Origin of the sequence: Paenibacillus turicensis (assembly GCF_050461185.1) — a bacterium.
GTDB lineage: Bacteria > Bacillota > Bacilli > Paenibacillales > Paenibacillaceae > Fontibacillus > Fontibacillus turicensis_A.
Window position 1 is genome coordinate 103,161 of the sequence record NZ_JBCMOR010000005.1, and the last position, 26,127, is coordinate 129,287.

Annotated in this window: 21 protein-coding genes; 9 read left to right on the forward strand and 12 right to left on the reverse strand. The window is 36.9% G+C overall.

What is annotated here, in order from left to right; all coding sequences use genetic code 11:
* Positions 1-488: 488 nt before the first annotated feature.
* Positions 489-2,369 (reverse strand): molecular chaperone HtpG, encoded by a 1,881-nt coding sequence (gene htpG / locus ABE099_RS02525; protein ID WP_430027055.1) that lies wholly within the window; start codon positions 2,367-2,369, stop codon positions 489-491.
* A 607-nt stretch (positions 2,370-2,976) separates the two neighbouring features.
* Between htpG and asd the strand changes: the two genes are divergently transcribed.
* Positions 2,977-4,065 (forward strand): aspartate-semialdehyde dehydrogenase, encoded by a 1,089-nt coding sequence (gene asd, locus ABE099_RS02530; protein ID WP_430027057.1) that lies wholly within the window; start codon positions 2,977-2,979, stop codon positions 4,063-4,065.
* A gap of 310 nt (positions 4,066-4,375) precedes the next feature.
* On the opposite strand, the gene ABE099_RS02535 is transcribed toward asd, so the two are convergent.
* Positions 4,376-5,635 (reverse strand): mechanosensitive ion channel family protein, encoded by a 1,260-nt coding sequence (locus ABE099_RS02535; protein WP_430027059.1) that lies wholly within the window; start codon positions 5,633-5,635, stop codon positions 4,376-4,378.
* Positions 5,636-5,844: 209 nt separating this feature from the next.
* Here ABE099_RS02535 and ABE099_RS02540 point away from each other — a divergent pair, with 209 nt between their 5' ends.
* The 5 genes from ABE099_RS02540 (at position 5,845) to ABE099_RS02560 (ending at position 12,916) form a co-directional block, all read left to right on the forward strand.
* On the forward strand, positions 5,845-7,443 hold the full coding sequence (locus ABE099_RS02540; RefSeq protein WP_430027061.1) for a response regulator: 1,599 nt from the start codon (positions 5,845-5,847) through the stop codon (positions 7,441-7,443).
* A complete protein-coding gene (locus ABE099_RS02545; RefSeq protein WP_430027063.1) occupies positions 7,444-9,186 on the forward strand; it encodes a sensor histidine kinase in 1,743 nt (580 codons plus the stop codon).
* 119 nt (positions 9,187-9,305) lie between these two features.
* Positions 9,306-10,973, forward strand: coding sequence for an ABC transporter substrate-binding protein (locus tag ABE099_RS02550; protein ID WP_430027065.1), 1,668 nt, complete (start codon positions 9,306-9,308; stop codon positions 10,971-10,973).
* 33 nt (positions 10,974-11,006) lie between these two features.
* Positions 11,007-11,978: an ABC transporter permease gene (locus ABE099_RS02555; protein ID WP_430027067.1), complete on the forward strand. Its 972-nt coding sequence runs from the start codon at positions 11,007-11,009 to the stop codon at positions 11,976-11,978.
* Between the two features lie 17 nt (positions 11,979-11,995).
* Positions 11,996-12,916 carry a carbohydrate ABC transporter permease gene (locus ABE099_RS02560; RefSeq protein WP_430027069.1) on the forward strand — a complete coding sequence of 307 codons (921 nt, stop codon included), beginning with the start codon at positions 11,996-11,998 and terminating at the stop codon, positions 12,914-12,916.
* A 127-nt stretch (positions 12,917-13,043) separates the two neighbouring features.
* Here ABE099_RS02560 and ABE099_RS02565 read toward each other — a convergent pair whose 3' ends face one another.
* Together ABE099_RS02565 and ABE099_RS02570 are read right to left on the reverse strand one after the other, a co-directional pair.
* Positions 13,044-13,823: a sulfite exporter TauE/SafE family protein gene (locus ABE099_RS02565; RefSeq protein WP_430027071.1), complete on the reverse strand. Its 780-nt coding sequence runs from the start codon at positions 13,821-13,823 to the stop codon at positions 13,044-13,046.
* 26 nt (positions 13,824-13,849) lie between these two features.
* Complete coding sequence (locus tag ABE099_RS02570; RefSeq protein WP_430027073.1) at positions 13,850-15,310, reverse strand: alpha-L-fucosidase; 1,461 nt, start codon at positions 15,308-15,310, stop codon at positions 13,850-13,852.
* Between the two features lie 138 nt (positions 15,311-15,448).
* On the opposite strand from ABE099_RS02570, the gene ABE099_RS02575 reads away from it, so the two are divergent.
* Both ABE099_RS02575 and ABE099_RS02580 read left to right on the forward strand, forming a co-directional pair.
* Positions 15,449-16,300, forward strand: coding sequence for a helix-turn-helix domain-containing protein (locus ABE099_RS02575; RefSeq protein ID WP_430027075.1), 852 nt, complete (start codon positions 15,449-15,451; stop codon positions 16,298-16,300).
* Positions 16,301-16,333: 33 nt separating this feature from the next.
* Positions 16,334-17,449, forward strand: a complete 1,116-nt coding sequence (locus ABE099_RS02580; protein WP_430027077.1) for an SMI1/KNR4 family protein — start codon at positions 16,334-16,336, stop codon at positions 17,447-17,449.
* Positions 17,450-17,515: 66 nt separating this feature from the next.
* Here the strand turns inward: ABE099_RS02580 and ABE099_RS02585 are convergent, their stop codons facing one another.
* The 4 genes from ABE099_RS02585 to ABE099_RS02600 form a co-directional block, all read right to left on the reverse strand.
* The gene (locus ABE099_RS02585) at positions 17,516-18,355 is read right to left on the reverse strand and encodes an AraC family transcriptional regulator (protein ID WP_430027079.1); all 840 of its coding nucleotides are present in this window, start codon (positions 18,353-18,355) and stop codon (positions 17,516-17,518) included.
* Positions 18,356-18,472: 117 nt separating this feature from the next.
* Positions 18,473-19,078 carry a metalloregulator ArsR/SmtB family transcription factor gene (locus tag ABE099_RS02590; RefSeq protein WP_430027081.1) on the reverse strand — a complete coding sequence of 202 codons (606 nt, stop codon included), beginning with the start codon at positions 19,076-19,078 and terminating at the stop codon, positions 18,473-18,475.
* 194 nt (positions 19,079-19,272) lie between these two features.
* Positions 19,273-20,292, reverse strand: coding sequence for a hypothetical protein (locus tag ABE099_RS02595; protein WP_430027083.1), 1,020 nt, complete (start codon positions 20,290-20,292; stop codon positions 19,273-19,275).
* Positions 20,292-20,636, reverse strand: a complete 345-nt coding sequence (locus ABE099_RS02600) for a PadR family transcriptional regulator (RefSeq protein ID WP_430027085.1) — start codon at positions 20,634-20,636, stop codon at positions 20,292-20,294. The genes ABE099_RS02595 and ABE099_RS02600 overlap by 1 nt, the downstream gene beginning before the upstream one ends.
* 348 nt (positions 20,637-20,984) lie before the next feature.
* Between ABE099_RS02600 and ABE099_RS02605 the strand changes: the two genes are divergently transcribed.
* A complete protein-coding gene (locus ABE099_RS02605) occupies positions 20,985-21,536 on the forward strand; it encodes an HXXEE domain-containing protein (RefSeq protein WP_430027087.1) in 552 nt (183 codons plus the stop codon).
* A 7-nt stretch (positions 21,537-21,543) separates the two neighbouring features.
* Here ABE099_RS02605 and ABE099_RS02610 read toward each other — a convergent pair whose 3' ends face one another.
* The 4 genes from ABE099_RS02610 to ABE099_RS02625 form a co-directional block, all read right to left on the reverse strand.
* Positions 21,544-22,698 carry a hypothetical protein gene (locus ABE099_RS02610; RefSeq protein WP_430027089.1) on the reverse strand — a complete coding sequence of 385 codons (1,155 nt, stop codon included), beginning with the start codon at positions 22,696-22,698 and terminating at the stop codon, positions 21,544-21,546.
* 99 nt (positions 22,699-22,797) lie between these two features.
* Positions 22,798-23,571, reverse strand: coding sequence for a C39 family peptidase (locus tag ABE099_RS02615; protein WP_430027091.1), 774 nt, complete (start codon positions 23,569-23,571; stop codon positions 22,798-22,800).
* 512 nt (positions 23,572-24,083) lie between these two features.
* Positions 24,084-25,397 carry a hypothetical protein gene (locus tag ABE099_RS02620; protein ID WP_430027093.1) on the reverse strand — a complete coding sequence of 438 codons (1,314 nt, stop codon included), beginning with the start codon at positions 25,395-25,397 and terminating at the stop codon, positions 24,084-24,086.
* 81 nt (positions 25,398-25,478) lie between these two features.
* On the reverse strand, positions 25,479-25,988 hold the full coding sequence (locus ABE099_RS02625; protein ID WP_430027095.1) for a DUF2004 domain-containing protein: 510 nt from the start codon (positions 25,986-25,988) through the stop codon (positions 25,479-25,481).
* Positions 25,989-26,127: the final 139 nt, after the last annotated feature.

Below are 26,127 nucleotides of genomic sequence, written 5' to 3' on the forward strand. Positions count from 1 at the left end.
TTTACAGATTAGATTTTAAGTTTCTATCAAGAGGAGTTGTCAGACTGTACTACAAACGACCCTGGCTTCTTAAACGTGTAAGTAACTATTCGTAGTGGAAAGTTATCACAATAGCATTTTCTGGGTGTAAATTCGTAGAATTACTTAAATTTCTTTGTTTTATTCTCAATTAATAAGTGATCACCTCATTTCTATAAAGTAGTTAAGGACAACTTTGTTACATAATATGTTAAAAATTGGTCCTAACCATAATATACCAAAGGAGCTAATTATATACCAGTCGATTCTTCGAAAAAAAGTAGATATTTTGGAAAAAATAGAGAAAAAATAATATTTTAAAGTAAAAAATAATAAGATTTTTATCCTTTACAAATGTATAATAATAAGATAATGACATGGGATTAAATGGTAATTGTAATGAATAAAAAACCTCGCTGGATCAAACTGAGCTTAAATTGCTCTGGCTTGATGCATAGCGAGGTTCTAAATTATTTCATTATTTTACAAATATCATTAGTAAATTGTACGGGGTCCTGTACAGGCAAGCCTTCAATCAGTAATGCTTGATTGTATAACAGGTTAGTATACAAGTTTAATTTTTCCTTATCATTTTCAAATGCTTGTTGTAAAGATGTGAAAATATCATGGTTCACATTGATTTCAAGCACTTTATCTGCTTTTACCTCTTGATTGTTAGGCATCGCATTTAATATTTTTTCCATTTCGATGGTTACTTCACCTTCTGTAGATAGACATACAGGGTGAGTTTTTAACCGTTTGGAAGCTTTAACCTTTTTCACCTTACCTACAAGCAGCTCGTTCATATGTTCAAATAAATCTTTGTGCTCATTTAGCTCTGCTTCTGCATTTTTATCATTTTCATCAGCCTCAATGCCAAGGTCGCCACTAGACACATTTTTGAATTCTTTTTCTTTGTAATTCATAATCATCTTAATTGCGAATTCATCAATGTCATCTGTGAAGTACAAAATTTCATAACCTTTATCAGCAACAAGCTCAGTTTGCGGTAATTTCTTAATACGTTCAATTGATTCACCTGTTGCGTAATAAATGAACTTTTGATCTTCCTTCATGCGAGCGACATACTCGTCCAAAGTGACAAGCTTGTCTTCCGTAGAGGAGTGGAATAGGAGTAAATCCTGTAGATCATTTTTGTTTGCGCCATAATCGCTATATACACCATATTTTAATTGGCGACCAAAGGACTCATAGAACTTCTCATATTGTTCTCTCTCATCTTTAAGAAGAGCTTGTAATTGGCTCTTAATTTTGTTTTTAATATTTTTCGCAATCAATTTAAGCTGGCGATCATGCTGTAATAGCTCTCTTGAAATATTAAGAGATAGATCCTCTGAATCTACTAGCCCTTTCACAAAGCTAAAGTAATCTGGTAAAAGGTCACCACATTTATTCATAATTAAAACGCCATTGGAATAAAGCTCTAGTCCTTTTTCATATTCCTTCGTGTAGTAGTCAAATGGTGTTTTTTCAGGAATATACAAAATCGCGTTGTATACAACAGCACCATCTGCACTAATATGAATATGCTTCAATGGTTCGTCAAAGCCATAACGTTTTTCAAAATAAAACGATTTGTAGTCTTCATCTGTCAGCTCATTTTTATTTTTACGCCAGATTGGAACCATGCTGTTAATCGTTTGTTCCTCAACGTAGGATTCAAACTCTTCCGCATTATCTTCCTTAGGACGTTGACCTGTTACATCCATTTTGATCGGATAACGAATAAAGTCAGAATATTTTTTGATGATCGTTCTTAACGTATATTCGTTTAAATAATCATCGTATTGCTCATCTTCTGTATTTTCTTTAATATGAAGCGTAATTTCTGTGCCCACACTATCTTTTTGACAAGGTGTAATCGTATAGCCGTCTGCACCTGTAGATTCCCACTTATAAGCTTCATCACTTCCAAGCGGTTTTGTAACCACGGTTACTGTATCCGCAACCATAAACGCAGAATAGAAGCCAACACCAAATTGTCCGATAATGTTGTGTCCATCTTTTGCTTCATTTTCATTTTTAAAAGCATAAGATCCACTTTTTGCAATAATACCTAGGTTGTTTTCTAAATCCTCTTGGGACATCCCAATTCCGGTATCGGTGATCGTTAAGGTTCTGTTGTTTTTGTCTACAGCTACTTTAATGAAATAATCTTCTTTGTTAAATACAAGCGTATCATCGGTTAATGCCTTATAGTAAATTTTGTCAATGGCATCACTCGCATTAGAAATAAGCTCTCTTAAAAAAATTTCCTTTTGAGTATAGATGGAGTTAATCATCATCTCCAGCAATCGTTTCGATTCAGCTTTAAACTGTTTCTTAGCCATGCAAATAATCCTCCTCGTGAGCATAAGGTTAAAGACTCAAACTAAATATGTCGTTGTTTAGTGGTTGACAACATTGGTGGTGGAAGCTACGAAACAGAGGGTGGTTTAAACCGCTGTTAAGGTCCCATTTTCTTATTTAACTTGTTTATATGTGATAGAAATGGGACCTTAAAGGCGGACGCTCTTCGCTTTTCCACCATCCCTCTGTTCCTTCGCTATTTGGAGTGGGTTGTCAACCACTAATTTTAAGGCGTCCATTTCAATGTTCCACTATTGCTCTGAACTTGATTTTGTATTTTATAGAAGCGAGAACGCCAATTTAGAAATTGAGTCTGTAAACCATATATAGTTATATTAATTGTAGTGTTAGCACTCTGGTTAAATGAGTGCTAAACATATTTTCATATATTTCCCTAGGGTTTGTCAATATCATGCAACACAAATACGATAAAAACCTTGTTTAATCATATTGCTTGGTACTTACATATCCTATATAATCGGTATAATATAAATCGACTTGTTGAGGTTATTCAGAAGGTCCGTTTCTCAGGAGGCCTGTCAGAACATACCGGAGCAAGGTTCGAGATGTGAAAGGAAATGAATCGCAATGTCAGGAAAGCTTAGAGCAGGAATTGTCGGTGGAACCGGCATGGTAGGTCAGCGGTTTATTGCGCTTTTGGAGAATCATCCTTGGTTTGAAGTGACTTCAATTGCAGCAAGTTCACGTTCCGCAGGCGTTACCTATGAAGAGTCAGTTAAAGGAAGATGGAAATTAGAAACTCCACTGCCTGAAGGCGTGAAGTCCATTATTGTACAAGATGCATCTAAGGTAGAGGAAGTTGCATCTAATGTAGATTTAATTTTTTGTGCCGTAGATATGAAAAAAGAAGAAATCCAAGCCCTAGAGGAAGCTTATGCTTCAGCAGGGATTCCAGTGATCTCTAACAACTCTGCGCATCGTTGGACGCCAGATATCCCAATGGTTGTGCCTGAGTTGAACCCAGATCATATTAAGGTAATTGAACAGCAACGTAAGCGTCTTGGCACATCTACAGGCTTTATCGCAGTAAAGCCAAACTGTTCTATTCAGAGCTATGTCCCAGCGCTTCATCCTTTGTTAAAATTTAAGCCTAAAACTGTCGTAGCTACAACGTATCAAGCGATTTCTGGTGCAGGTAAAAACTTTGATGATTGGCCTGAAATGCTAGATAACGTGATCCCATACATTGGTGGCGAAGAGGAAAAAAGTGAGCAGGAGCCACTTCGTATTTGGGGAGATGCTGTAGAGGGTAAAATCGTTAAAGCTTCTGAACCTCACATTACAACACAATGTATTCGTGTCCCTGTGAAGGATGGACATATGGCTGCTGTATTTGTTTCCTTTGAACAAAAACCATCGAAGGAAGAAATATTAGAATTATGGAGTAATTTTAAAGGACGTCCTCAAGAGCTTGATTTGCCAAGTGCGCCTAAACAATTTATTACGTATTTTGAAGAGGAAAACAGACCTCAAACAAGACTTGATCGTGATATGGAAAAAGGGATGGGTGTATCAGTAGGGCGTTTGCGTGAGGATTCCTTATATGATTATAAATTTGTTGGATTGTCTCACAACACGTTAAGAGGTGCTGCAGGTGGTGCGGTCTTAATTGCTGAACTGTTAAAAGCAGAAGGGTATATTGTGTCACAAGCTTAATAGTTGTGTTATATAAAAAAATTTAAAGAATTAAATTATGGCTCTATTTATAAATCAGTACTTGACAGTGACTAGAAAGTGGTAGCTACGATCCAGAGCGTTGTTGCGATTGTGTTAAAATCATATTCCTTTTTAAAAGACAATCGTCAGAATCGCTCTGTCTCTTCACTAGTGTGGGTTAGCGGTCAAGCACTGATTTCAAGATTGCGCCTATAGTAATTTTTATTAAATTTAATGGTGACTTGTACATTGGACAGTAGAGATGAGATGCTGTTCAATAAGACAAGTCACTTTTTTATTGGTGGCTATGTTAAATTCGTCTGTTGAACGAAGCACTGTCGCTTCTATTTTCCGACCTAAAATCATGCCCAGTGGGATTCTGGAAAATACGTAATCCAAAGCTTGGTGCAATCGCTAAAATATGATCAAAAATATCCGCTTGAATTCCCTCGTAAACTGCCCATTCGGTTTTATTGGTAAAGGCATAGATCTCTATAGGCAACCCTGTCTCCCCAGGGGCTAGCTGTCTGACCATTAAGGTCATCTCTTTATGAATACCAGGATGCTTTTCAAGATAAGCCTGAATATACGCACGAAATACCCCGATATTAGTTAGCGCTCGACCATTTACAAGACTAGAACGATCAACTTCATACCTAAAGTTATAGTCCTCAATTTCTTTTTGTTTTGTTGAAATATAGCTTTGTAGGTATTGAATTTTTTTAAACTCCTCGAGCATTTCTGGGGTACAGAAGCTTATGCTATTTGTATCGATATGAATAGAACGTTTGATCCGTCGCCCGCCGGAATTTTGCATCCCCCGCCAATTTTTAAATGAGTCTGAGATCATTGCGTAAGTTGGGATCGTCGTAATCGTTTTATCCCAGTTTTGAATCTTAACTGTATTTAAAGAAATATCAGTGATACTTCCATCTGCATCATATTTCGGCATTTCAATCCAATCCCCAACCCGCAGCATGTCATTTGAGGTTAATTGAATCCCTGCGACTAAGCCCAAAATCGAATCCTTAAATACTAACATAACTACAGCCGATAATGCACCAATCCCACTCAGTAATATGACAGGACTTTGCCCCATTAGGTTAGAAATAACAAGGATGCCACCAATCATGAAAATGAAAATTTTTATGACTTGAATATATCCCCGTATGGGTCTCACTTTTGAAACTTCAAAGGTTGTATAAATGTCATTGGCTACATTAAGAAGCGCATCTAAAATAATTATGGTCACGATAATCATATACATAATAACAAGCTTAATGATTAGCCCCTGATATGAAGGAAAACTATATGAAAAATAATAAAGGATAATTGCAGGAACATAGTGGGTAAGCCGTTGAAATATTTTACGTTGTAAAAAGTAGCGACTCCACCGATTTGAACCTTTACTAACATATCGAGTAGCGAATTTTAGTGTAATTTTTTTTGCAATGTATTTTGCAACAAGACTCACTACAATGACGAATGTAACAAAAATGATTGTGGATAAATAATCTCCAACCGGTGCTTGAACGCCAAAATCTTCAAGAGTTTTTTTTATAAAATCCATGAAATATCTCCTTTTTCGTATCTAGTAAAATAGCTAAAAATGCACTTTAAGCATTAATGTTTGGAGAAGGGTGGATGACTATAACTCAATATGTTAACGAAATCCAATTTTATCGTCAAGTTGTAACCTATGTTAAACCAAATATGAAAGCGTTTTAAAATGATAGATAAGAGCTTAATATTTTTCTAATGAAGGATGTGGGTACAACGATGAGTTTGACGTTTAAAGTGTTAATCGTAGATGATGAAATTTTTGTGCGTAAAGGATTGTTAGAAATTATTCCTTGGTGTGATTTAAATTTGACCATCGTGGGTGAAGCGGACAATGGACAGGAAGCCCAAGCTATGATCAAGCAACTTGAGCCAGATATCGTTATTACTGATATTCGTATGCCGATTTTAGATGGACTAGGACTCATTCAAAGCGTGGTCAATGAAAATAGTGACAGCACTCCCGTTTTTGTCGTAATTAGCGGATTTCATGATTTTAAGTATGCGCAGCAGGCATTAAGATACGGCGTGTATGATTATATTTTGAAACCGATAGATGAGGAAGAAATGACTGAGGCATTACGCAATTTAGTATGCAAGCTTAATGATAATAAAGCGATAACCCTTTTAAACAAGCTACAATCAAATAGCCTCGTGTTAGAGACTCTGTTACAGCAAAATGTCCACTTGGACAAAGTGGAACAATACGCACATCAGCTAGAGCTTAAACAAAAATCAAGTTTTTTAGTGGTCTTGCTGGAGATTCACACCTACATTCGTGAACAGAGAATTATCCCCATGCAACCAGTTAATATTGAACAGCTACAGCAGATTTTTGATTGTAATTATGAGGCTGATTGTGATGTGTTATTTTTTGAGCAGACTCAGAGTATGGTTGGTATGTTGCTTAGTGAGGAAAAGGAGATAAAGAAGACAGCGTGCTTTTTACATCAAATAGAAGAAATTCGTACAACCCTTGCATGCCATTTCGAGTTTGAATTTAGCCTATATGCAGGAAGTGTAGTCCAGAGTCTACATCTTCTTCATCAATCTTATATGGAAGCAAATGAAGCAGCAAAACATAAATATGCGGAGCACAATAACATTATTTTATTTGAACAAACGAAAGAGAAACCCCTGTATTTGTTTGACATCGATCCTGCTTTAATTAACACATTGATCCTCCAATTAGAAGAGGGGAAGCATTCAGGTTATGTTCAAACGGTAGATAGTATATTTGATATGTTTCAGTCTCAACGCTTTGCGCCCCAAGCTGTTATTCGCTCTTTGACTAGGTGTGTGACAGAGGTGATCAAAGTGATTAAAAATATGGAAGGGTTGGAGGATGAAATTAAAAGCCTAAAGGCATTTGTTGAACAAGATTATGACCACTGTAGCTTAAAAATGCTCAAACAACAGTTTCTAGGGGCAATGAGTGAAGCGGAGCAATATATTACTTCATTACGGAGGGATCAGCTTAAGGGAGGAATTCAGCGAGTCAAAAAATATATCGATGCACATTATGGAGATAATATTAGCCTTAAAAGCATAGCAGCTGACTTTTATATGAATGCCGTTTATCTTGGACGATTGTTTCGTAAGAGCTACGGCATGTATTTCAATGAATATTTATTAAAAATAAGGGTGGAGGAAGCGAAAAAGCTGCTCAGGCAAACTGATTTGCGAATGTATGAGATTGCCGCGAAAATTGGTTTTCAAAACGTAGATTATTTCGTGACGCAATTCGAAAAGCTTGAACACAAGTCACCTACAGAATATCGACACATGCTAATCGACAAGGAAAAGCGAGGGGATTAGATGAAACTGAAAAGCCGACTTAATTATATGAAGCTTCGCGACAAGCTATTATTTATGTATATATTTTCAGTATTTATCCCGATTGTGGCGACCAATATTATTTTTTACAATGTCACTACAGACAATATCCGGAATCAAAAAATTCGTGACGCAAAAATGGCATTAGACAATATTAAAAATGATCTACGTGTGACGATCGACCAAGCGGTTGGCTTATCCTACTCCCTTTATGCCGATCCCGTATTCAATAAAACGATTTCAAGACGGTTTGGCAGTCAGAGAGAATACGTGGATACATATAATTCTTATCTGCGAGGTGCACTAAGAGATTCTAATGAGCAAGGCATACGCTGGTATCAAATTTATAGCGACAATGCTACGCTACTCACTTCAGGTTACATCGATCGCTTAAGTGATGAGATACGGCAAGCAGATTGGTATGTTCAGTCAAAGGCATCCTTTGCCCCTTACCCCGCATTTGTGTACTCCGATCAAAAATTAAGTCTTATTCAATGGTTAAATAATTATCCAACCAGTGGCATTGAACAACTCATTAAAATTGATCTTAATATGGATTTAATTGAGCAAAAACTGAGGAACAGCAATTTTAACGGAAAAGTTTATCTCGTTGACCCAAGGGGGAACATTCAATTTGTAAATAATGTGGAGGGCGCAGAGCTAGAGCCTGCCATGCAATTTGACGCACAAAATCTCCCTAAAAATGCCTTACTATTAGAAGTCCCTTATACTGACATTAATTATTTAGAGGGGTGGAAGCTACAAGGGATTTTGGATGAAAGTATCGTACTGAAAGAGGTGCAAAAATCACGCGCCTTTGTCGTTTGGCTCGCCTGTATTAATTTTATCGTTCCTACTCTTATTATCGCTTACGTATCTAGATCCTTAAATGTCCGCCTTGTCCGTATTTTGAAATATATGAAAAAAGTGAAAAATCAAGACTTTCAAGTGATTCCCGCTGAGGATGTTAGAGATGAAATTGGTCAATTAACGATCGAGTTCAATCGAATGACGGAAACGATCAAAAATTTGATTAACGAAGTGTATGTCGCGGATATTCAAAAAAAGGATTTGGAGCTTAAGCAACAGCAGGCACAGCTTCATGCCTTGTATAGCCAAATTAATCCTCATTTTTTATTTAATGTACTAGAATCGATTCGAATGAGAAGTATCATCAAGGGGGAAAAGGAAACGGCTAAAATTATTCAAAATATGGCGACAGTTTTTCGTAAGTCGATTTCTTGGAATCGCAATGTTGTAACTGTTCAGGAGGAATTGGAGCTAATTAGCACCTTTTTAGATATTCAGCAATATCGTTTTGGTGATAAGCTGACGTTTAGCATTGTCGCAGACCCTGCAATTTTACAGCACAAGATTCCGAAAATGATCTTTTTACCGTTTATCGAAAATGCAAGTATACATGGAGTGGAATCGAGTCCAACTAAGGGCATCATTACCATCCATGTATCGCAGCAGCAGGAGCGGCTTCATTTTACCGTAGAGGACAATGGGATTGGCATTACCCCTAAAAAATTAGAGGAGCTAAAGCGCTATTTACAGGAGAATGATGACATGGGAGAAAAAGTAGGGATGAAAAATGCGCTGAATCGGCTGAAGTTAAGTTATCACCAAAGCTTTACCTTTTCGATCCATAGCCAAGAGGGGGAAGGAACAAGGATTCAAATTACAATTCCATTAGCACAAGGGAAATTAGAGGATAATTAAAGAAGGAATATGTTTTTCAAAGTAAAAGGTATGCTTTGTTGGGTAATTTTGAAAGCGTTTTCCTGATATATTGAAATTGCTAAATAAGTTGAGCAACTTTAAAGGGGGAACAAATGAAAATGCTAAAACGAAAGATGTTATTGCTTGGTATGGTTTTTGTACTCATTGCGGCGTTAGCAGGATGTGGAAAAGGTGATGATACAAAGAAAAACTCAGCTGCAAATGAAAATGATACTTCACCTGTAACCTTCAAATATTTTACATTTGGTGGTGGTAAAAAGGATATCCTTGCAAGCGATACAGATATCGGTAAGGAGCTTCAACGCCAAACGGGTGTGGACTGGAAAATGGAATTTCTAGTGGGAGATGGGGCAACCAAAGCAGGTGTAATGATCGCCAGTGGTGATTATCCCGATATTATTGACTCTAGTGGTCAGATGGCGAAATTGCTTGAAGGAGATGCCTTTATTCCTTTAGATGATTATATTGAAAAATATGGTCCTAATATTAAACGGGTTTATGGTCCCTATATGGATAAATTCAGACAAAAGGATGGGAAAATCTACTTCCTACCTTATGATGCCAACCAAGGTTATACACCAGAGCCTAACGCCTCTACAGGATTTTATATTCAACGTTCCGTATTGAAGGAGTTTAATTATCCACAGATTAGAACACTTGACGAATATTTTGATTTGATTAAGCAATACAAACAAAAATATCCACAGGTGGATGGAAAGGACACGATTGGTTTTGCCACACTTGCAGGAGAGCAAGGGAGCTTCTTTACGTTACAAAACCCAGCGATGCATTTAGCAGGTTACCCTAATGATGGTGCTGTTACCGTAGATATGAATACCCATGAGGCAAAATTGGTCGCGGGATCAGACAACCAAAAAAGATGGGTGCAAAAGCTAAATGAAGTTAATGCCGAAGGTTTGCTTGACCCTGAATCCTTTACAATGAATCGAGATCAATATTTAGCGAAATTAACGTCGGGGCGTGTGTTAGGTTATTTTAGCTATTCTTGGCAGGTTGGGGATGCCACCAACAACTTAAAGAAAGCAGGTATCGATGATAAGCGTTATATCGCCATGCCGATTGTTTTTGATAAGGACATCAAGGATCAATATATCGATCCCCCAGGTTTTGTTAACAATTATGGCGTAGGGATTACCGTTAAAGCCAAAGATCCTGTGCGGATAGTGAAATACATTGATAACTTGCTCAAGGAAGAAAATCAAATTTTGGTGCAGTGGGGCATTAAGGACAAAACGTATGCGGTAAATGAGCAAGGTCGGTTTCATTATGCTAATGATGACCAACGGAAAATGCATGATGACCCTGATTTAAGCAAAAAATTCGGATTTGACTACTTTGTTTACAGTTGGCCTCGCTATGGTAGCTCATCGTTATTGTCAGATGGGAATGCTTATGGACCTGGTAACCAGCCTGAGATTGCCACCTTTGGTTATACCGAAGGCGATAAAATATTACTAGAAAAATATAAGCACAACGTGTTCAGTGAATTTTTTAGTAAGCCTGATCCACGTCCATGGTTCCCAGCTTGGTCAATTGCATTAGAGCAAGGCTCACCAGAGCAAATCTTTATTACGAAATCGGACGATTTACAACGAAAATATTTACCGTTAATGATTATGGAGCCCCCCGCTAATTTTGAAAAGGTGTGGGATCAGTATATCGCTGAATTTAATCGCTTAGATAAACAAACGTATGAAGATACGATTACAAAGGCAGTGAAGGATCGTGTGCAAGGGAAATGGTAATTTTGTTGTCGGAGAGGAGGATGAGCATGTGAAATGAAACAACAACTAAATCCTGCAGGCACGAAGGTTAGCTATGCTATAACAAAAGCAGAGAAGAGAAAACTATTTTTTAAACGATTAAGAGGTCAAAAAGCATTAGCATTTATGTGTATTCCGTTTGTTATCTGGGCATTTGTTTTTAAATATCTCCCTTTATGGGGCTGGAGCATGGCCTTTCAAAAATTTAAGCCCTCCAGAAGCTTTTTTGAACAGGAATGGGTAGGCTTGCAGCATTTTAACATTTTATTTGAAGACAATACGTTTTATCGGGTATTAAGAAATACGTTAGTAATGAGTATGATTAACCTTGTTTTAGGTTTTGTGACTGCAATTACGCTAGCACTTCTGTTAAATGAGTTAAAAAATATTATTTTTAAGCGCGTGGTGCAAACGATTAGCTATTTACCACACTTTATTTCTTGGGTAGTCGCATCAAGCATCGTGCTTACGGTATTATCTCCTGACGGCATCATTAATTTATTACTATTAAAGCTTGGTATTTTGGATAAGCCAATTTTGTGGATGGGCAAAGGAGAATATTTTTGGGGTATTCTCGGGCTCACTGAGGTGTGGAAAAATGTCGGGTGGAATACGATTATTTATTTGGCGGCTATTACGTCCATTGATCCTGCTCAATACGAGGCGGCAGAAATTGACGGTGCAAATCGTTTTCAACGAATGTTAAAAATTACATTGCCAGGGCTCAAGCCGGTCATCATTATTTTGTTAATTATGAATATGGGCAGCATTTTGGAATCAGGCTTTGAACCACAATACCTGTTAGGCAACGGCATGAATCTGGATTACTCCGAAAACCTAGATATTTTTGTATTGAAGTATGGTTTGGGGATGGGCAATTATTCCTTGGGGACCGCCGCAGGTATATTTAAAACGGTAGTCAGCTTTATCTTTCTATTCTCAGCCAATACGATCGCTAAAAAGATGGGTGAAAATAGATTATTTTAACAAGGAGGCCCTGAACAATGAAAGGAGTAAAAAAGAGACGTTCCCGTCATGTCAGCTTGGGGGATCGTGTGTTTGATACCTGCAATATGATTGCCATGATCTGCTTAATGATCGTCACCTTGTATCCCTTTATTAATATGATTGCGGTTTCGTTTAATGATGCTAATGATGCGGTCAGAGGGGGCATCTATTTATGGCCTCGGCAGTGGACCTTTGATAATTACAAGTATGTATTTGGCGAATCAGATATTTATCATGCGACGCTGATTTCAGCACTACGTACGCTCCTTGGGACGGCAGTTTCTGTATTTTGTACCGCAATGCTTGCTTATACGTTAAGTCGGCAGGAATTTGTGTTACGGAAGTCGGTCACAATATTTTTTGTATTTACGATGTACTTTAGTGGGGGATTAATTCCAAGCTATTTGCTTATTCGTAATTTGAACCTCATTGATTCCTTTTGGGTGTATATCGTGCCAGGCGTAATTGGTGTGTTTAATATGATTGTCATTCGCTCCTTTATCGAAGGCTTGCCAGAAGGGATTTTAGAATCAGCTCGGATTGATGGGGCAGGCGAATTTGCAACCTTTGTGCGGGTGGTATTGCCTTTAACGATCCCTGCAATGGCAACGGTATCCTTATTCGTCGCGGTAGGGCAATGGAATTCTTGGTTTGATGTATTTTTATACAACTCATCCAACACGAATTTGAGTACACTGCAATATGAGTTAATGAAAATACTACAGACGACCACCACCTCATCCACTACCTCGATCAGTGATATTTATCAGTCAGCAGATAACACTGCCGTTATGGTGACACCTACCTCCATACGAGCAACGATGACGATTATTGCGAGTGTGCCAATCTTAATGGTGTATCCATTCCTGCAAAAGTATTTTGTCCAAGGGATGACGCTTGGGGGCGTGAAGGGGTAAGAAGAGTTGTAATTTCTAAGCATCATAATTGAAGCTACAAGAAGTAGATGGAGGGACGTTAAATCAATGGATAATCAACAATGTCTCCAAGTTTACTTCTTGTAGCTTTTTAATGGAAGTTTATGTCTCACCATAATAAGACCCAACCATTATAAATATTAATGATTAATACGACGATAACGACACATTGAAATACAAAGGCAACCTTTTGATCAGGGAGAATTTTACTGCTTTTTGCACCTAACAACCCTCCTACAATTGCTGCTGGAATAATATAGAGGAGTACCGTCAGATCATAACGATGGAATCCTGTAGCAAGGGAGATCGTCACTAATTTAGATAGTTGGGAAAAGAAAATCGTGCAAATGGAGTATACCGTTGCTTCTTTAATTGGCATCGCAAACATAAGCATCATAAGTGAAACATTAATGGGCCCACCACCTATGCCTAGCAGACTTGCTAAAAACCCTAAAATTAGTCCACATAACACATACCAAACGATCGTATTAAGGTCATAGCTTTTCCATTCATATTTACTGTACAAAAATGCAAACAGTAACGTAAGGATGGTAATTATAATTTGGATAAGCTGTACCGTAGAAGCATCGTTAAATCCCCATAATAAAAATTCAAAGACGATATTCCCTAATACCCCACCAGCTAAAGCCCCTATGGAAATCCAAATAACTTTTGTCCAGTTTAATTTCGTACCGCTTTTTATTTGGCGTGAGGTAGATACGATTGACATTGTAAATACAGCGACAGTGGAGTAAAAGGAAATGGCAGCAACAGAGTGTGCGCCAATGAAATCAAATATAGGCTTGATGATGACGCCACCGCCCATCCCTGAAATGGCGCCTACAGTGTTAGCTAATACGATTACGATAAAATATAAGATGCCAATCAAATTGCAATCCCCTTAATCTTTAATAATTAATCTAGTATTATTTTTAATACTACAGGCAAGGCGCTTTGATGCTCCGCAACATGAACGGTCAAAGCTTCCTCATTTCTCTCCCATTGGGTTTGTGAGCTAGAACCAAGCACCTCAATGTCTTTAATTACACCATGAAAGTGCGGGGAATGCTCCCTTAATGATTTGATCTCAATCTTGCCATCCTCTGGGTAAACTAACACGATTGCATAAAGCGTGCTACCCTTAATAGTAAAGCGGATATCTTGGGGGGTAAAGATTTTAGGTTTGCCATCTGTAAACTGTCCTTCCTCCACCTGAGTTGGGCCTTCACCAAATATGCGCCAGCAGGATGTGCCGTAAATAGCCTCACCGTTTACTTCAAGCCATCTTCCTATTGATAGCAGTAGTTCACGTTCCTCATCAGGAATTGTACCATCTGCACGAGGGCCCACGTTCAGCAGGAGATTGCCATTTTTGCTTACAATGTCTACTAAATCCTGAATCAACTCGTTAGAGCTCTTGTATTGATTTTCAGGCGTATAACACCAAGAGTTACGTGCCAAAGCGGTGTCAGTCTGCCAGTAATACGTTTTCATATCCGCAAATTGTCCACGCTCTACGTCAGGAACAGCACAGCCAAACATGAAGGCATCATGCTTGTAATTTATAATTCCCTGATAGCCATGAGCAAGAGACTGATTATAATAATAAGCCGCTAGCTTTTTCAAGTAAGGCTTAAAGGCGGTATGCTCAATCCACCAGTCAAAATATAGCACCTTAGGCTGGTAGTTATCGATTAACTCGCAACAACGAATGAGCCAGTCTTCGAGATATTCCTTAGTGGGAGCAGGAGTGGAATACAAGTCCTGATGGTCAGGTTCTGGCATGGACGGCCAGTAAAAATCTCCAAGGACTAAAGGCTCTGTAATGTCTGATTCGAATTGTTTGCCATGCGACATGAAAAACCAATGTTCTGCTCTATGATTAGAGGCAGTGAATACTAGATTTTGCTCTTCAAAGGCGTCTTTCATTTCACCCAAAAGATCACGTTTTGGCCCCATCTCATACGCATTAAAGAGGGATATCTCACTCTTGTACATCTGAAAGCCATCATGATGCTCTGCTACTGGCATTACATATTTAGCTCCAGCCTGCTTGAATAGCTCTGCCCATTCCTTCGGCTGGAAGTTCTCGGCTTTGAACAATGAAATAAAATCCTTGTAACCAAAGCTTGAATGGGGACCATACGTCTCAATATGGTGCTGATATTCCTTGCTGCCTTGAATGTACATATTACGTGGATACCATTCATTCATGAAGGCTGGAACCGAATAAACGCCCCAATGGATGAAGATGCCAAACTTAGCTTGAGTGTACCAGTTAGGAAGCTGAAATTGGCTCAGAGATTCCCAATTATCTTGGTAAGGACCTTTTGCAATCACTGCGTCAATCTGCTCTAAATAGGATAATCTATTCATTATCACAGCTCCATTCCTTGCTTTTTTTTACCTATTAAATGTTGTATGTTTATTTTATCAATGAAACGAGGGAACCCATATGGAGGACATTAACTTTTGTATGTGCATTATTAACTGTCATAACTGTGAGGTGAACCTGTGAATAAGTCCTCTGCGTTGCACAATATGCTTTCAAACCTAGAGCTAGATTTACTAGTGGCGCATTACAGTCAAGTGACACCCCAGTGGAGAGATTTAGATTATTGCCCCGACTACAGTAAGCTTTACTTTATAACAGAAGGAACGGGATGGATTAAAATTAATGGAGAGGAATATTATCCAGAGCCTGGTCAGCTTGTGCTGATGCCTGAGGGTGTTGTGCAATCCTATTCTGTTGCTGAAGGGCAACCGTACCAAAAGTATTGGTGTCATTTTAATGCGAGGATTGGCCATCTGGAGGCATTTCGACAGCTTCATATTCCTTATCTTTGTACAGTGGCGGAAAATGAACGTATTCAAAAAGTTTTTGCTGAACTAGTGCAATATGCAAATTCGGAAGAGGTATGTGCTGGACTGTTAGCGAAGGTCAAGCTAATGGAGCTACTTTCCTATTATTTGCTGGAGCTGACGCAGGGGAAGGCAGGTCAAGAAGGGATTGTTTTGCGGAATCGTACCGCTAGTTCTTGGTTGGAGCCGCTCCTTCAGTACATTACAGACCATCTAGATCGAGATTTAAGCATACAGGAGTTGGCGGCACAAGTATGCTTGCATCCTAATTATTTTATTCGTATGTTTAAGGAGCAGATGGGTGTACCGCCAATTCAGTATATCTCCCGAGTTAAAATGGAGAAGGCTAAGGAGCTATTGATGCAAACAGAGGGGAGTGTAAGCGAAGTAGCACGTCAAGTGGGCTTTCAGGATTATTTTCATTTTTCCAAGCAATTCAAAAAGCTGGTGGGGATGGCGCCTACAGAGTATCGTAGGTATGGATATGATAAAATAGATTCATAATTTCAATTAAACTCACTTGAAAAGAGATGAAATATGATTAAAAAAATTTGGAATTCCCAACTTCAGAATGATTCACCTAGTCCTTTTGTGAAGCAAGTAATTTTACTATTAGAGGAATTTAGTGACTTGCATGATGGTAAAAGTCCCTATACTTTAAATGAGCTCATTACAACTGAGCAAGTAGAACAGTTTGAGCTTAAGACAAAGGTAGACTTGCCTGTGGATTATCGTGATTTTCTTATACATATTGGCAATGGTGGTACACTTCATCGACCGTTCCCTGTTGCTTTGTCTCATGCGAGTGATGCACTCCGTTCTTGTTTACAATCAGAAGCTGTAAATGAAACGTATATTGGCTTGCCATTTGAACCTTATAAATGCAAACTTTGCTTTGATGATAGTTTAGATGAAATCGATGATGATATGGAAGACTATGAGTACGATAAGATGTTACTTGAAGCATTTCATGGCACAATAACATTATATAATGATGGTTGTGGTTATTATGACTTGTTAGTTGTTGCAGGTGAACAGAAAGGTAAAGTGTATGCTATAGATACTTGTAGTGGTCAAGGAATTAGAGAAATCGCAGATTCCTTTGAAGCTTATTTTATGAAATTTATCAAATACGAAATTGAAGAACGACGTGCACACATTGAGCATAATGATAAGTTTGAATGTTTCATTAAAGAGGTTATACCAGGTGGTAATGTTCGTGAGCTTATTGTAACTACCAAGGAGAAAGAAAAAAACATTCAATTTGAATATTTTGCGCCACAGGAGTTTCTTCGTGAAGGAGAGACATCTAAGCTTAATCAAGTGAACGATGCAATTACAGTCTCCTTATTTATGGAGGATAAGTCATATAGTTGCGTAATTATTACCCCATTATTAGCTAATTCCTTGACTTCTGCATTAGAGGAAGCGAATACTTCATCGGATTTTCTGTTAGTAGGTGAGCGTTCTGAGCATGTCATTATTGGAAGAATCAACAGACGCTTTGAATATGGTAGATTGCAGAGTCGTAGCCTTCCTCTATATATTGAATCATTACAGCAAGAAATTTTAATTATCGCTGATGATAAAATAGATTATCAGGTTGGGGAATGGTTGAAGGTAAAGGGGCGGCTTAACGGGGAAATTTATTGAAGGGGATATGTTGAGATAAACAAGGGCGAAACATTAGGTTTCGCCCCATACTCCTTTAGTATATTATTATTTTTTCTGAACAGGCAGCCAAATTTCACTTACATAATCTTCGCTTTCGGTATCCCCATCGGTGTAATATTCAAAATCATAATCAGGGACTAATTCGTAGTCTGATTGGGGCAGCCACTCACGATATATACGCTCCCATGTATCTTGAATCGCAAACGGTACTTTTCCTACACATTTAAAGATTGCCCAAGTATAAGCAGGAACAGTGAGTATCTCAAACCCAGTAGGAATCTCTCTATCTTGTTCATAAAAGCAGCCAATGCCATAACGAAACTCATTACGTCCCGTTTTTGTTTCCTCGCAAATTCCTAGCGCTCCAGGTACTTGTTTAAATGAACCATCTGCAAAATATTGTGACCAAAACTTAGGGATCTCTTGCTCACTCGTATCTAATGTAAATATTTTTGTTTTTGCTATCACCTGAAATGACTCTTTTTGCTCAATACGGTATTCCATTGGAATTCCACCTTCCAGTTTGATTTTAATGAGAAGGCGATTAAATGATTTTAGATTAGAGCCTGCAATTTTTGCTTGACTAGGCGCGATGCCATGAAAGCGGGTAAAGGCTTTAGTAAAGCTCTCAGGCGTATCGTAACCATACTTTAATGCGACATCAATAATTTTGAGCTTGGACATAATCAACTCTTGCCCAGCAAGGGATAAGCGCCGATTACGAACGTATTCATACATCGTCATCCCTGTTAACAGGCTAAAGGCACGTTGAAATTGATAGTTGGAGATATAAATATGCTTGGCAACGTCCTCACATGTAAGCTCCGTAAGTAAATGCGCCTCGATGTAATCAATCGCTTTATTGAGGTCTTTAATCCAATTCATGTGAACCACCTTCTTTCTATAAATAGCTTACTGGAATGCAATGTAATGTTCCTGTCTTAGATTGCTTGGATTTGTCAGTATTGAGCAAAGTGAGGCTAGCTATAAACTTAAAATTGTTTACTTGAGTTGTGACCAATGGTTCCACATTTCAATTGGATTTATTTCATAGATCTCATTTTCTCTATACATAAAATGATGAATAATAAATTCTCTACGAATGGTCGCATAATCGTCATGGTACTGCTGGATAAAAGTGTTGATTTCTTGTTCTGTATACTTTTTAGTTTCATCCAGTTTAGACACAAGGTATTCAAGTACAATCAGCTTTTTCTTTTGACTTGATGGAATGTTTTTAAGCTTCTCATCAGGTGTAAAGAAATTGCGTATAACGGAATCGCGTTGTTTGATTTGCTCCTCAGTTAACATTATTTTTCCTCCATTCTTGTGGGTACTTCGGTATATTAAGTTTGCTGTGGCATCTGCACTATTGTTAATAAAGTAGTGATTTAGTGAGAAATAAATTGTGTTTTTCTCACGACGTTGATTAATAAGACTAGCTCCTGCTAGCTTTGCAACGTGATGCGTAATTGTTGCGGGTGTAACACCTAGCTTTTCCGCTATTCGCTGCCCATTAAGCTCTCCATCAGCTAGCAATATCAAAATTTTGACTCTAGTAGGATCAGCTAGTGCTTTATGATAATTGACGATTTTATCTAATTGCATTGGTCTGATTCCTTTCGATAACATAAATTAAATTTAGTATCCATCTAATTTAATAAATATCTAATTAGATGATTGTTAAATTAGATTCTAAAGTGATAAGTGAGCTTTGTCAATAAGTCAAAATAAAAATAGCCTTTTAGACCCTATAACAAAGAGTTTAAAAAGCTATTTTTTGCTTGCAAATCATTCAATCGTTATTTCCTTTGTTTTTTAATAAAGAGACTCACACATTCCCATATTGTAATTACAATGACGAGTATAGTTAAAATCATAATCGTATTGTTCCCGTTTCTAATAAACTCAGGTGTATCTTTAATGTTAATAAATGCATTACCATTTTTGAAATCTGCGCTTATTAATGCTGAATCATTAAGCATCCATACCAGTAGTCCACCCATAAGTACATTAAATACGAGTTGGACACGGATTAATGCTTTGTTCCAATATTGAACAATGTATTTCCATATAAAAATAATCATTTGGAATAAAACAAGGATTAAAAAGAAGGGCATAAAATGTGGTAAACGTTCTGTATTTAATAATGGGATAACTTGAGAACTTCCTTTAGAACCTAAATTAATATAAATTGCAATTAATTGTGGTTGGAAATATAAAATAGCGGTGGTTAAAATCATCCAACACATCGAAGCAATCGTGCTGCTTCTCTTTATTTTTTTGTTGTCAGGGACTAAGTGAGGTAAATCCTTAATGGACCAGTTTTCCTCTTTGGACTTAATAAGTCCCATAACAGGAGACTTTTCTAGCATTTTACGCTCCAATACTACAAATACAAGTGTAACCCACAAGACAACCTGAAGACCGGCTTCAATTACAACCCCAATACCATTCGTAATCATTTGTTGAATGATGACAGATTGATCAGTGGTTACATTCAGTTCAGGATTAGAAAATAACAAGCCAAGGAAGGTGACAAGAACCATAATTGGCAAAACAATGCTTAACACAAGCTTTAAGACGGAGATATATTTTCCGTAATAGGCTGGGCCGATTAAATAACGTTGATTAGGTTGATATTCCTCAGCTAGCTTCCAAGGATTACCTAGCTCCTGTAATACGTTGATCACATCGTTTTCCTCATAATGGTCAGGAAGCATATCCTCAATATTCGCTCTTAATTCCTTAGCAACATCTTCCTTTGAGCTTTCGGGTAATTCCTTTGTCACCGCGTAAATGTAACGTTCAATTAATTCCATCACTCATTCTCCTCCTGTAGCATCCGTTCTAACTGATTTGAAAGCAACTGCCATTCTCGTTTCAACTCTATATATACTTCCTTGCCTAACTCACTAAGAACATAAAACTTACGTGGTCTGCTTTCCGTTGTATCCCACTCACTGATAAGAAGTTGCTGTTTCTCTAACCTTCGTAAGAGCGGATATAACGTTCCGGCTTCAATCGGAGCCCCTTTATCCTCTAATTTCTGAATGAGGGAATATCCATATTCTTGCTCACGAAGTTGACTTAACACGAGTAATACTAAAGAACCACGCTTTAGCTCAACGGTGAAGGTTTTAATTAATTCCTCTGCCTGACTCAAAACATCATCTCCTTGATTCCAATAATAGTGTATGTCATACACTATTGTCAATATTATAATAATAAATTATTTCATAAATAGTGTGTTGCCTAATGTTAAAATATATATTGCATAATTATTGCCATGTTTCCTAATTATAAAAGTCCATTAATGATCTATTTGTCATTGACTTTAGAACCTATTTCAATCTAAATTAAGGTTGTGAAATTCCATAAATAAGATGAATTACATAGACCATTATCAGAACGTGGCGTAAGTGATGCTAAGAAGGTGACGGAACAACTGAAAAGTGAAGGGATGGAAGGGAAAAGAGTACAGATAACAAATATTAGCGGAGGGATGCGAAAGATGAATACGTTAAATGAGACATTTATTTTAATTTGGTTTTTTCCACTTCTGTTTATTTTCCATGATTTTGAAGAGATTATTTTTGTTAAGCCATGGGTTGAGAAAAATAAGGAGGATTTAAGAAAAAAATATCCCAAACTAGCACAGAAGTTAATGCCACATTTTGAGGGAATAAGTACCTCAGCGTTTGCATTAGGGGTATTAGAAGAGTTTGTCCTTGCTACTTTTATTACAATTCACGCCTACCTATTTAACTGGTATTATGTTTGGATTGGTGCATTTATTGGTTTTACTTTACATCTTGTTGTGCATTGTGTTCAGGCACTAGTGATTAAACGTTATGTTCCTGTGCTAATCACAAGTATCATTTGTCTTCCAATTTGTTGTTATATCATTTTTACCTTTATCAAATTAAACCCAATGACAGGGGGACAACTATTGTTAAGCAGTAGTATAGCTGTCCTTATCATTGTCGCAAATGTTTTTGTTATGCATAAAGGCATGGTGATTTTTGATAAATGGTTAGCAAAATTTCAATCTACTAAAAATTAAGGGGAACTCATGATTGTGGTTCATAATTTTTAGGAATTAAATATATATTTTCGTTCGTATCATTGTCTATTATGGGCTGCTTCACAATTAAAAATTTATCTCCATATGAAAGTACAACACGAATACTAGAAGAAGTATTATCTAAATTAAACTTTTGAACTTGTATTTTTCCTGATGTGGGATCAAACCTATAGATTTCATTTGTATTTCTTTTATAAAAAAATTCATATGGACTACGATCCGCATATTTTTTTATGTACTCAACATCATTCTCATAAAAAATAACTTCATTAGCGCCTTCAGCGTCTTCAACCAAGTTCCCTACAATCGTATGATTAGAGTAATCTGTTATACTAAAATAATGATCAAATACAAAAAATGAACCTACGCCACTTGTGATATCATACTTCTTTAATATATCAGTTATATTTATTTCATTTATTAATGTAAAATCTAAGTCATATTTAGTAATAAAGCAGTTTACATCAGAACCTGAATTACTTTTTTCTATAGCATACAAATAATTGTCATCACTAGTAATGTAAACGAGTTGACGTGAATTAGTATTTTTATCTTGAGGTTTGATCCCACTGTCTAGTCGAACTTGCTTAGTGTTTTTGGCATTATCACGTAATTCTATAAAGGATCTAAACTCACCATTATTTATAGCATTGCCTTGCAGAGATATTAAATTGCCATCTAAATTTGTTAGTGGAATTAGTTTCTGGGAATTTAAATTTTTTGATTCCACATACATTTTATCCTCTGAAAAATTTACGGCGTATAGGTTGTTTTCTAGGTCTGTCCCCTTGTTTAAACTTACATAAAAAAAGAGGGTATCATTTATAAATGTATTACTTATCCCTTTCAGTATGAAATTTTCCACTGTTAAAATCTTTTTTTTACTACCATTTTGAAAGTTATAAATATAAAAATCCGCATTAGATTCGTTAATCTCCATATACAATAATTTTGTTTTATAAATATCAATATACGTTCTCAAAGTAGAACTATCGAAGGTTACATTATATGCTTGGACTTTATTTAATGAGTTGCTGTTGTTATTGGTACCTTTATTATTAGATTGAGAATAACATCCTGATATAAGTAGGATACAAAGTATAGTGAATGGAATTATAAAGCCTTTGATTTTCTTTGTCATTTATTCGAAAACTCCTTCTAAATAGTTGAAAAAGACCAAAGGAGATTACCCCTCAGTCTCTTTTTGGATGTAAATATTATACAAAATTCATATATTGATTTAATACATTAATCCAATATTTACTCTACTATATGCCTTATAGAGAGCAGACGCAGATTTAGAATATGACGAAGATTGCCCACTCAGTCCTGAACCAGAAAAACCAATCCACGGATCAGCCAAAGCAAATGATGACTTATCACTCTTAGCACCATATACAGATACAAAATGGCCATTTGTTGAATAAGGCCAACCATCACTAGTTGAGAAGGTTAATCCAATTATTGGTGCTACATTTGAGTTTGATATTCCACTATACAATGCATTACTCATGCCAGCCGAATTTTCATTAAACCTCCCAGTATATTTATACTTTTTTTGCTGTCTATTAATATATGCCACCATATCATTAATATAAGAGCCGTTAGTGGTAGTATTACAGCCTTGAGCTATAGTTGGTTGATCAGGAGTATTCCAATCGCCAACAAGATAAGTTAATGCTGCTTGAACGGTTGCTGGCCCACAATTATAGCTTGTAATTTGACTGTATATAATGTATCCAGGGAGATACTTCCATGATGCAGATGTTGCCTGAAGTGAGGTACTATGTTTAACCACAGCATCGTTTTTAAAACCTGATTTATGTTGCGGTTTAGCTGGAAGTGCACCTTTTGGAGCTGGGGCAGAATTTAAATCTGAAGGCTGGTGTTCTACTCCAACATATACTGCTTTTGCTTCTACAAACTTCTCTTTAGAGTTCCCTTCTGCAAAGGAAATGCTAGTGGTTGATAAAAACATTGCTAAAGTTAAAGACATTAAAAGTAACTTTTTCATAATTAAATCCTCCGTATTCTAGAATAGTATTTTAGTCGATCCAGCCTGAAAACTACATTAATGTAGCTACGATAGAAACTATAAACAAACCCCCTTTATTCTGATAGATTGTTAAGTGCATTACTTTAAACCATTAATAGTATGTAAGGATACCTATTTAATTCAGGCTTATAATTAATATCATTATATTTAAAAAAAGCCTAAATTAATATTTTACTAGTTAAAATGGAATAATTACACATTTAACTCTTTACATAGTATCATTTTGAGATTGAATATAAAATACAATTTATTACAATTAACTAAATTAAATCAAATTATTGAGATTTATTGGGTTTTTGTTATGCGTTGAATAAAACATTAGATGAAGTATTTTTAGTGGATAAGGAGAGGAATTACTAATTTAAAAATAATGAGGCAATTGGGTGTTGATTTTGTGAATAAAAGGGTTAATGAATCGAAATTTTGCTAGATTGCTAACTAAATTTCAATCTAGCAAAATGTAAGGTAACCTAAATTTCAGGAAAGCTCCAGCCTGCTAAATACTTCAAATCCTTTGCATTTGCAAACGAAACTGCATTAGGCGCTGGTAATGTTGAGGATGGGCAAGTCATATTTCTGGCTACACGTCTGACCCAACTTGTTGAATCGATAGAAGCAACGCTAGTGTGTCTGCGTTCATTTTCACATGGACGAAACTGCAGCTTTAAGTTTTCCTTTGTAGGCATTTCTTCTGTAACGCCATCCAGAAACTCAACTGTAACACGATTATTCTTTGTTTCGTGGCAATACACCGTTATCCACACGCCTTCGCGGATGCGAATAGCATAAACATCCCCCGCTTCAGCAGGACCTTTTCCAGCATCTGGAGAGGATTTAGGCGCCTTGACCGTAGGAAGTCTTTTTTGCTCTAATGCGCCAATTAATGTATGCTTCACTTCAGGTTGCGGCTGGGGGTGATTCTCTAGTACAACATCAGAGGAATCATATTGCTTAAAAATAGAGGTGAGTGTACCATTATTAATTCCAATGGAGGAGTTCCACCAAGCAAGTGGTGCTTGCACCTCAACTCTTGTATTTGGACGTTCATCTCGTTTCTTATATGAAGTAAAAGAAGTCGCCATCCCAGGATAATCTTCCGTATCTAACAATCCGATTAATGCTAATGTCTCTAGTAAATCTGAATAAGCAAACTTATTTTTTGTTGGCAGTAATGCTGCTTTTTTTAATATAGGTGCTGCTTTACTGTAGCGCGTTTCTGGAGGCAATGATCGTATAACAGTAAGTAGCGCGCGAAATGTCCACCTATCATACTCCGTTGGATTTGGAACCATATCCTCATTAGCGAGTTCCCTCAATGCAAGCATACAACCAAAGGGGTTCCCGTCTAGTGGGGTGCCATTCGTCATAAGCCAGTACCACTGTAAACTTGTGTCCACACTGCAAACTGTATCAATTCCGCAAATTTGGCATCTTCCAGAAGAAGGGTAAGGGTTATATTCATGATCAGGGATAACCGTAGCAATGAGTTTTCCTACTAACAATGAACGCCAAATGATAGGTGCGGACCACAACGAGGCAACAAAAGCTTGGGCTGCTTCCTCTAACGTCCAACGCTGTGCTAATTGCTTTAGTTCGCTGAGCACTTCATCATGGTTTGGTTTAACAAAGTGATTAGGTGCATGTCCACAAGCAGTAAGCTGCTCAAGCTCAGCTTTGGTAATCGTGGAGGGAATGTTGTGCACTAATGCATTGTGTTCATCATCATATTTGGAATCTTGATTATAGATTTGTTTTAATAGCCAAAGTTGGTTTACAAAGTCCATGATGGCCCCCCTCTTATTTTGCAGATAGTAATATAAATAAAAAATAAATATGAATTCTAAATTGAAGCTAATCCAAATTAATTAACTCTCGTGAGAAATATTATAAATTTCGAGATTAGGGTCAAAAGAAATGACCAGTAACTCATCAGTAAAATCCTCTGGTAATGAGAAGTCAAAAACACAATCAACATCATAGTTGGCATGTGGTCCAACACTAATTGTACGTGGTTCAAGGTGATTTATAAATAGCTCGGGTGTAAGCTGATCCATCGAATCTATGTTAAACAAGGATAGTAGCTCATCTCCAAGCTCTTCAATATGAAATGAAATGTATTGCTGGATTGTTTCATTTGAGCTAGCAAAAAGTGTAATGTGCTTTTTAGCTTTATGGTACATAACGTCAATTTGTTCGATTAAATTTTGAACCAAATTTATATTTTCTGTACTTAAGAAATCTTCAAAAATATGGAGTACTACAGACGTTTTCTGACCATCTAGATCAAAATTACAAAGTTTATACAGTCCTTGACTGATGGGTACTTCGAGTGTACCAAGTGTGCTTGTATTTATATTTATTAAATCGCTAGCCATTTTAAAAACCTCCTTAATAAGGTGGAAATAAGTTGTACCAACTTAGTAATATTAACCCAAATTTCAAGTATATAATCATACGCCTAATGTAATATTTATATTGCATAATGTAATATATATGTTACAATTGTGGTGAAAG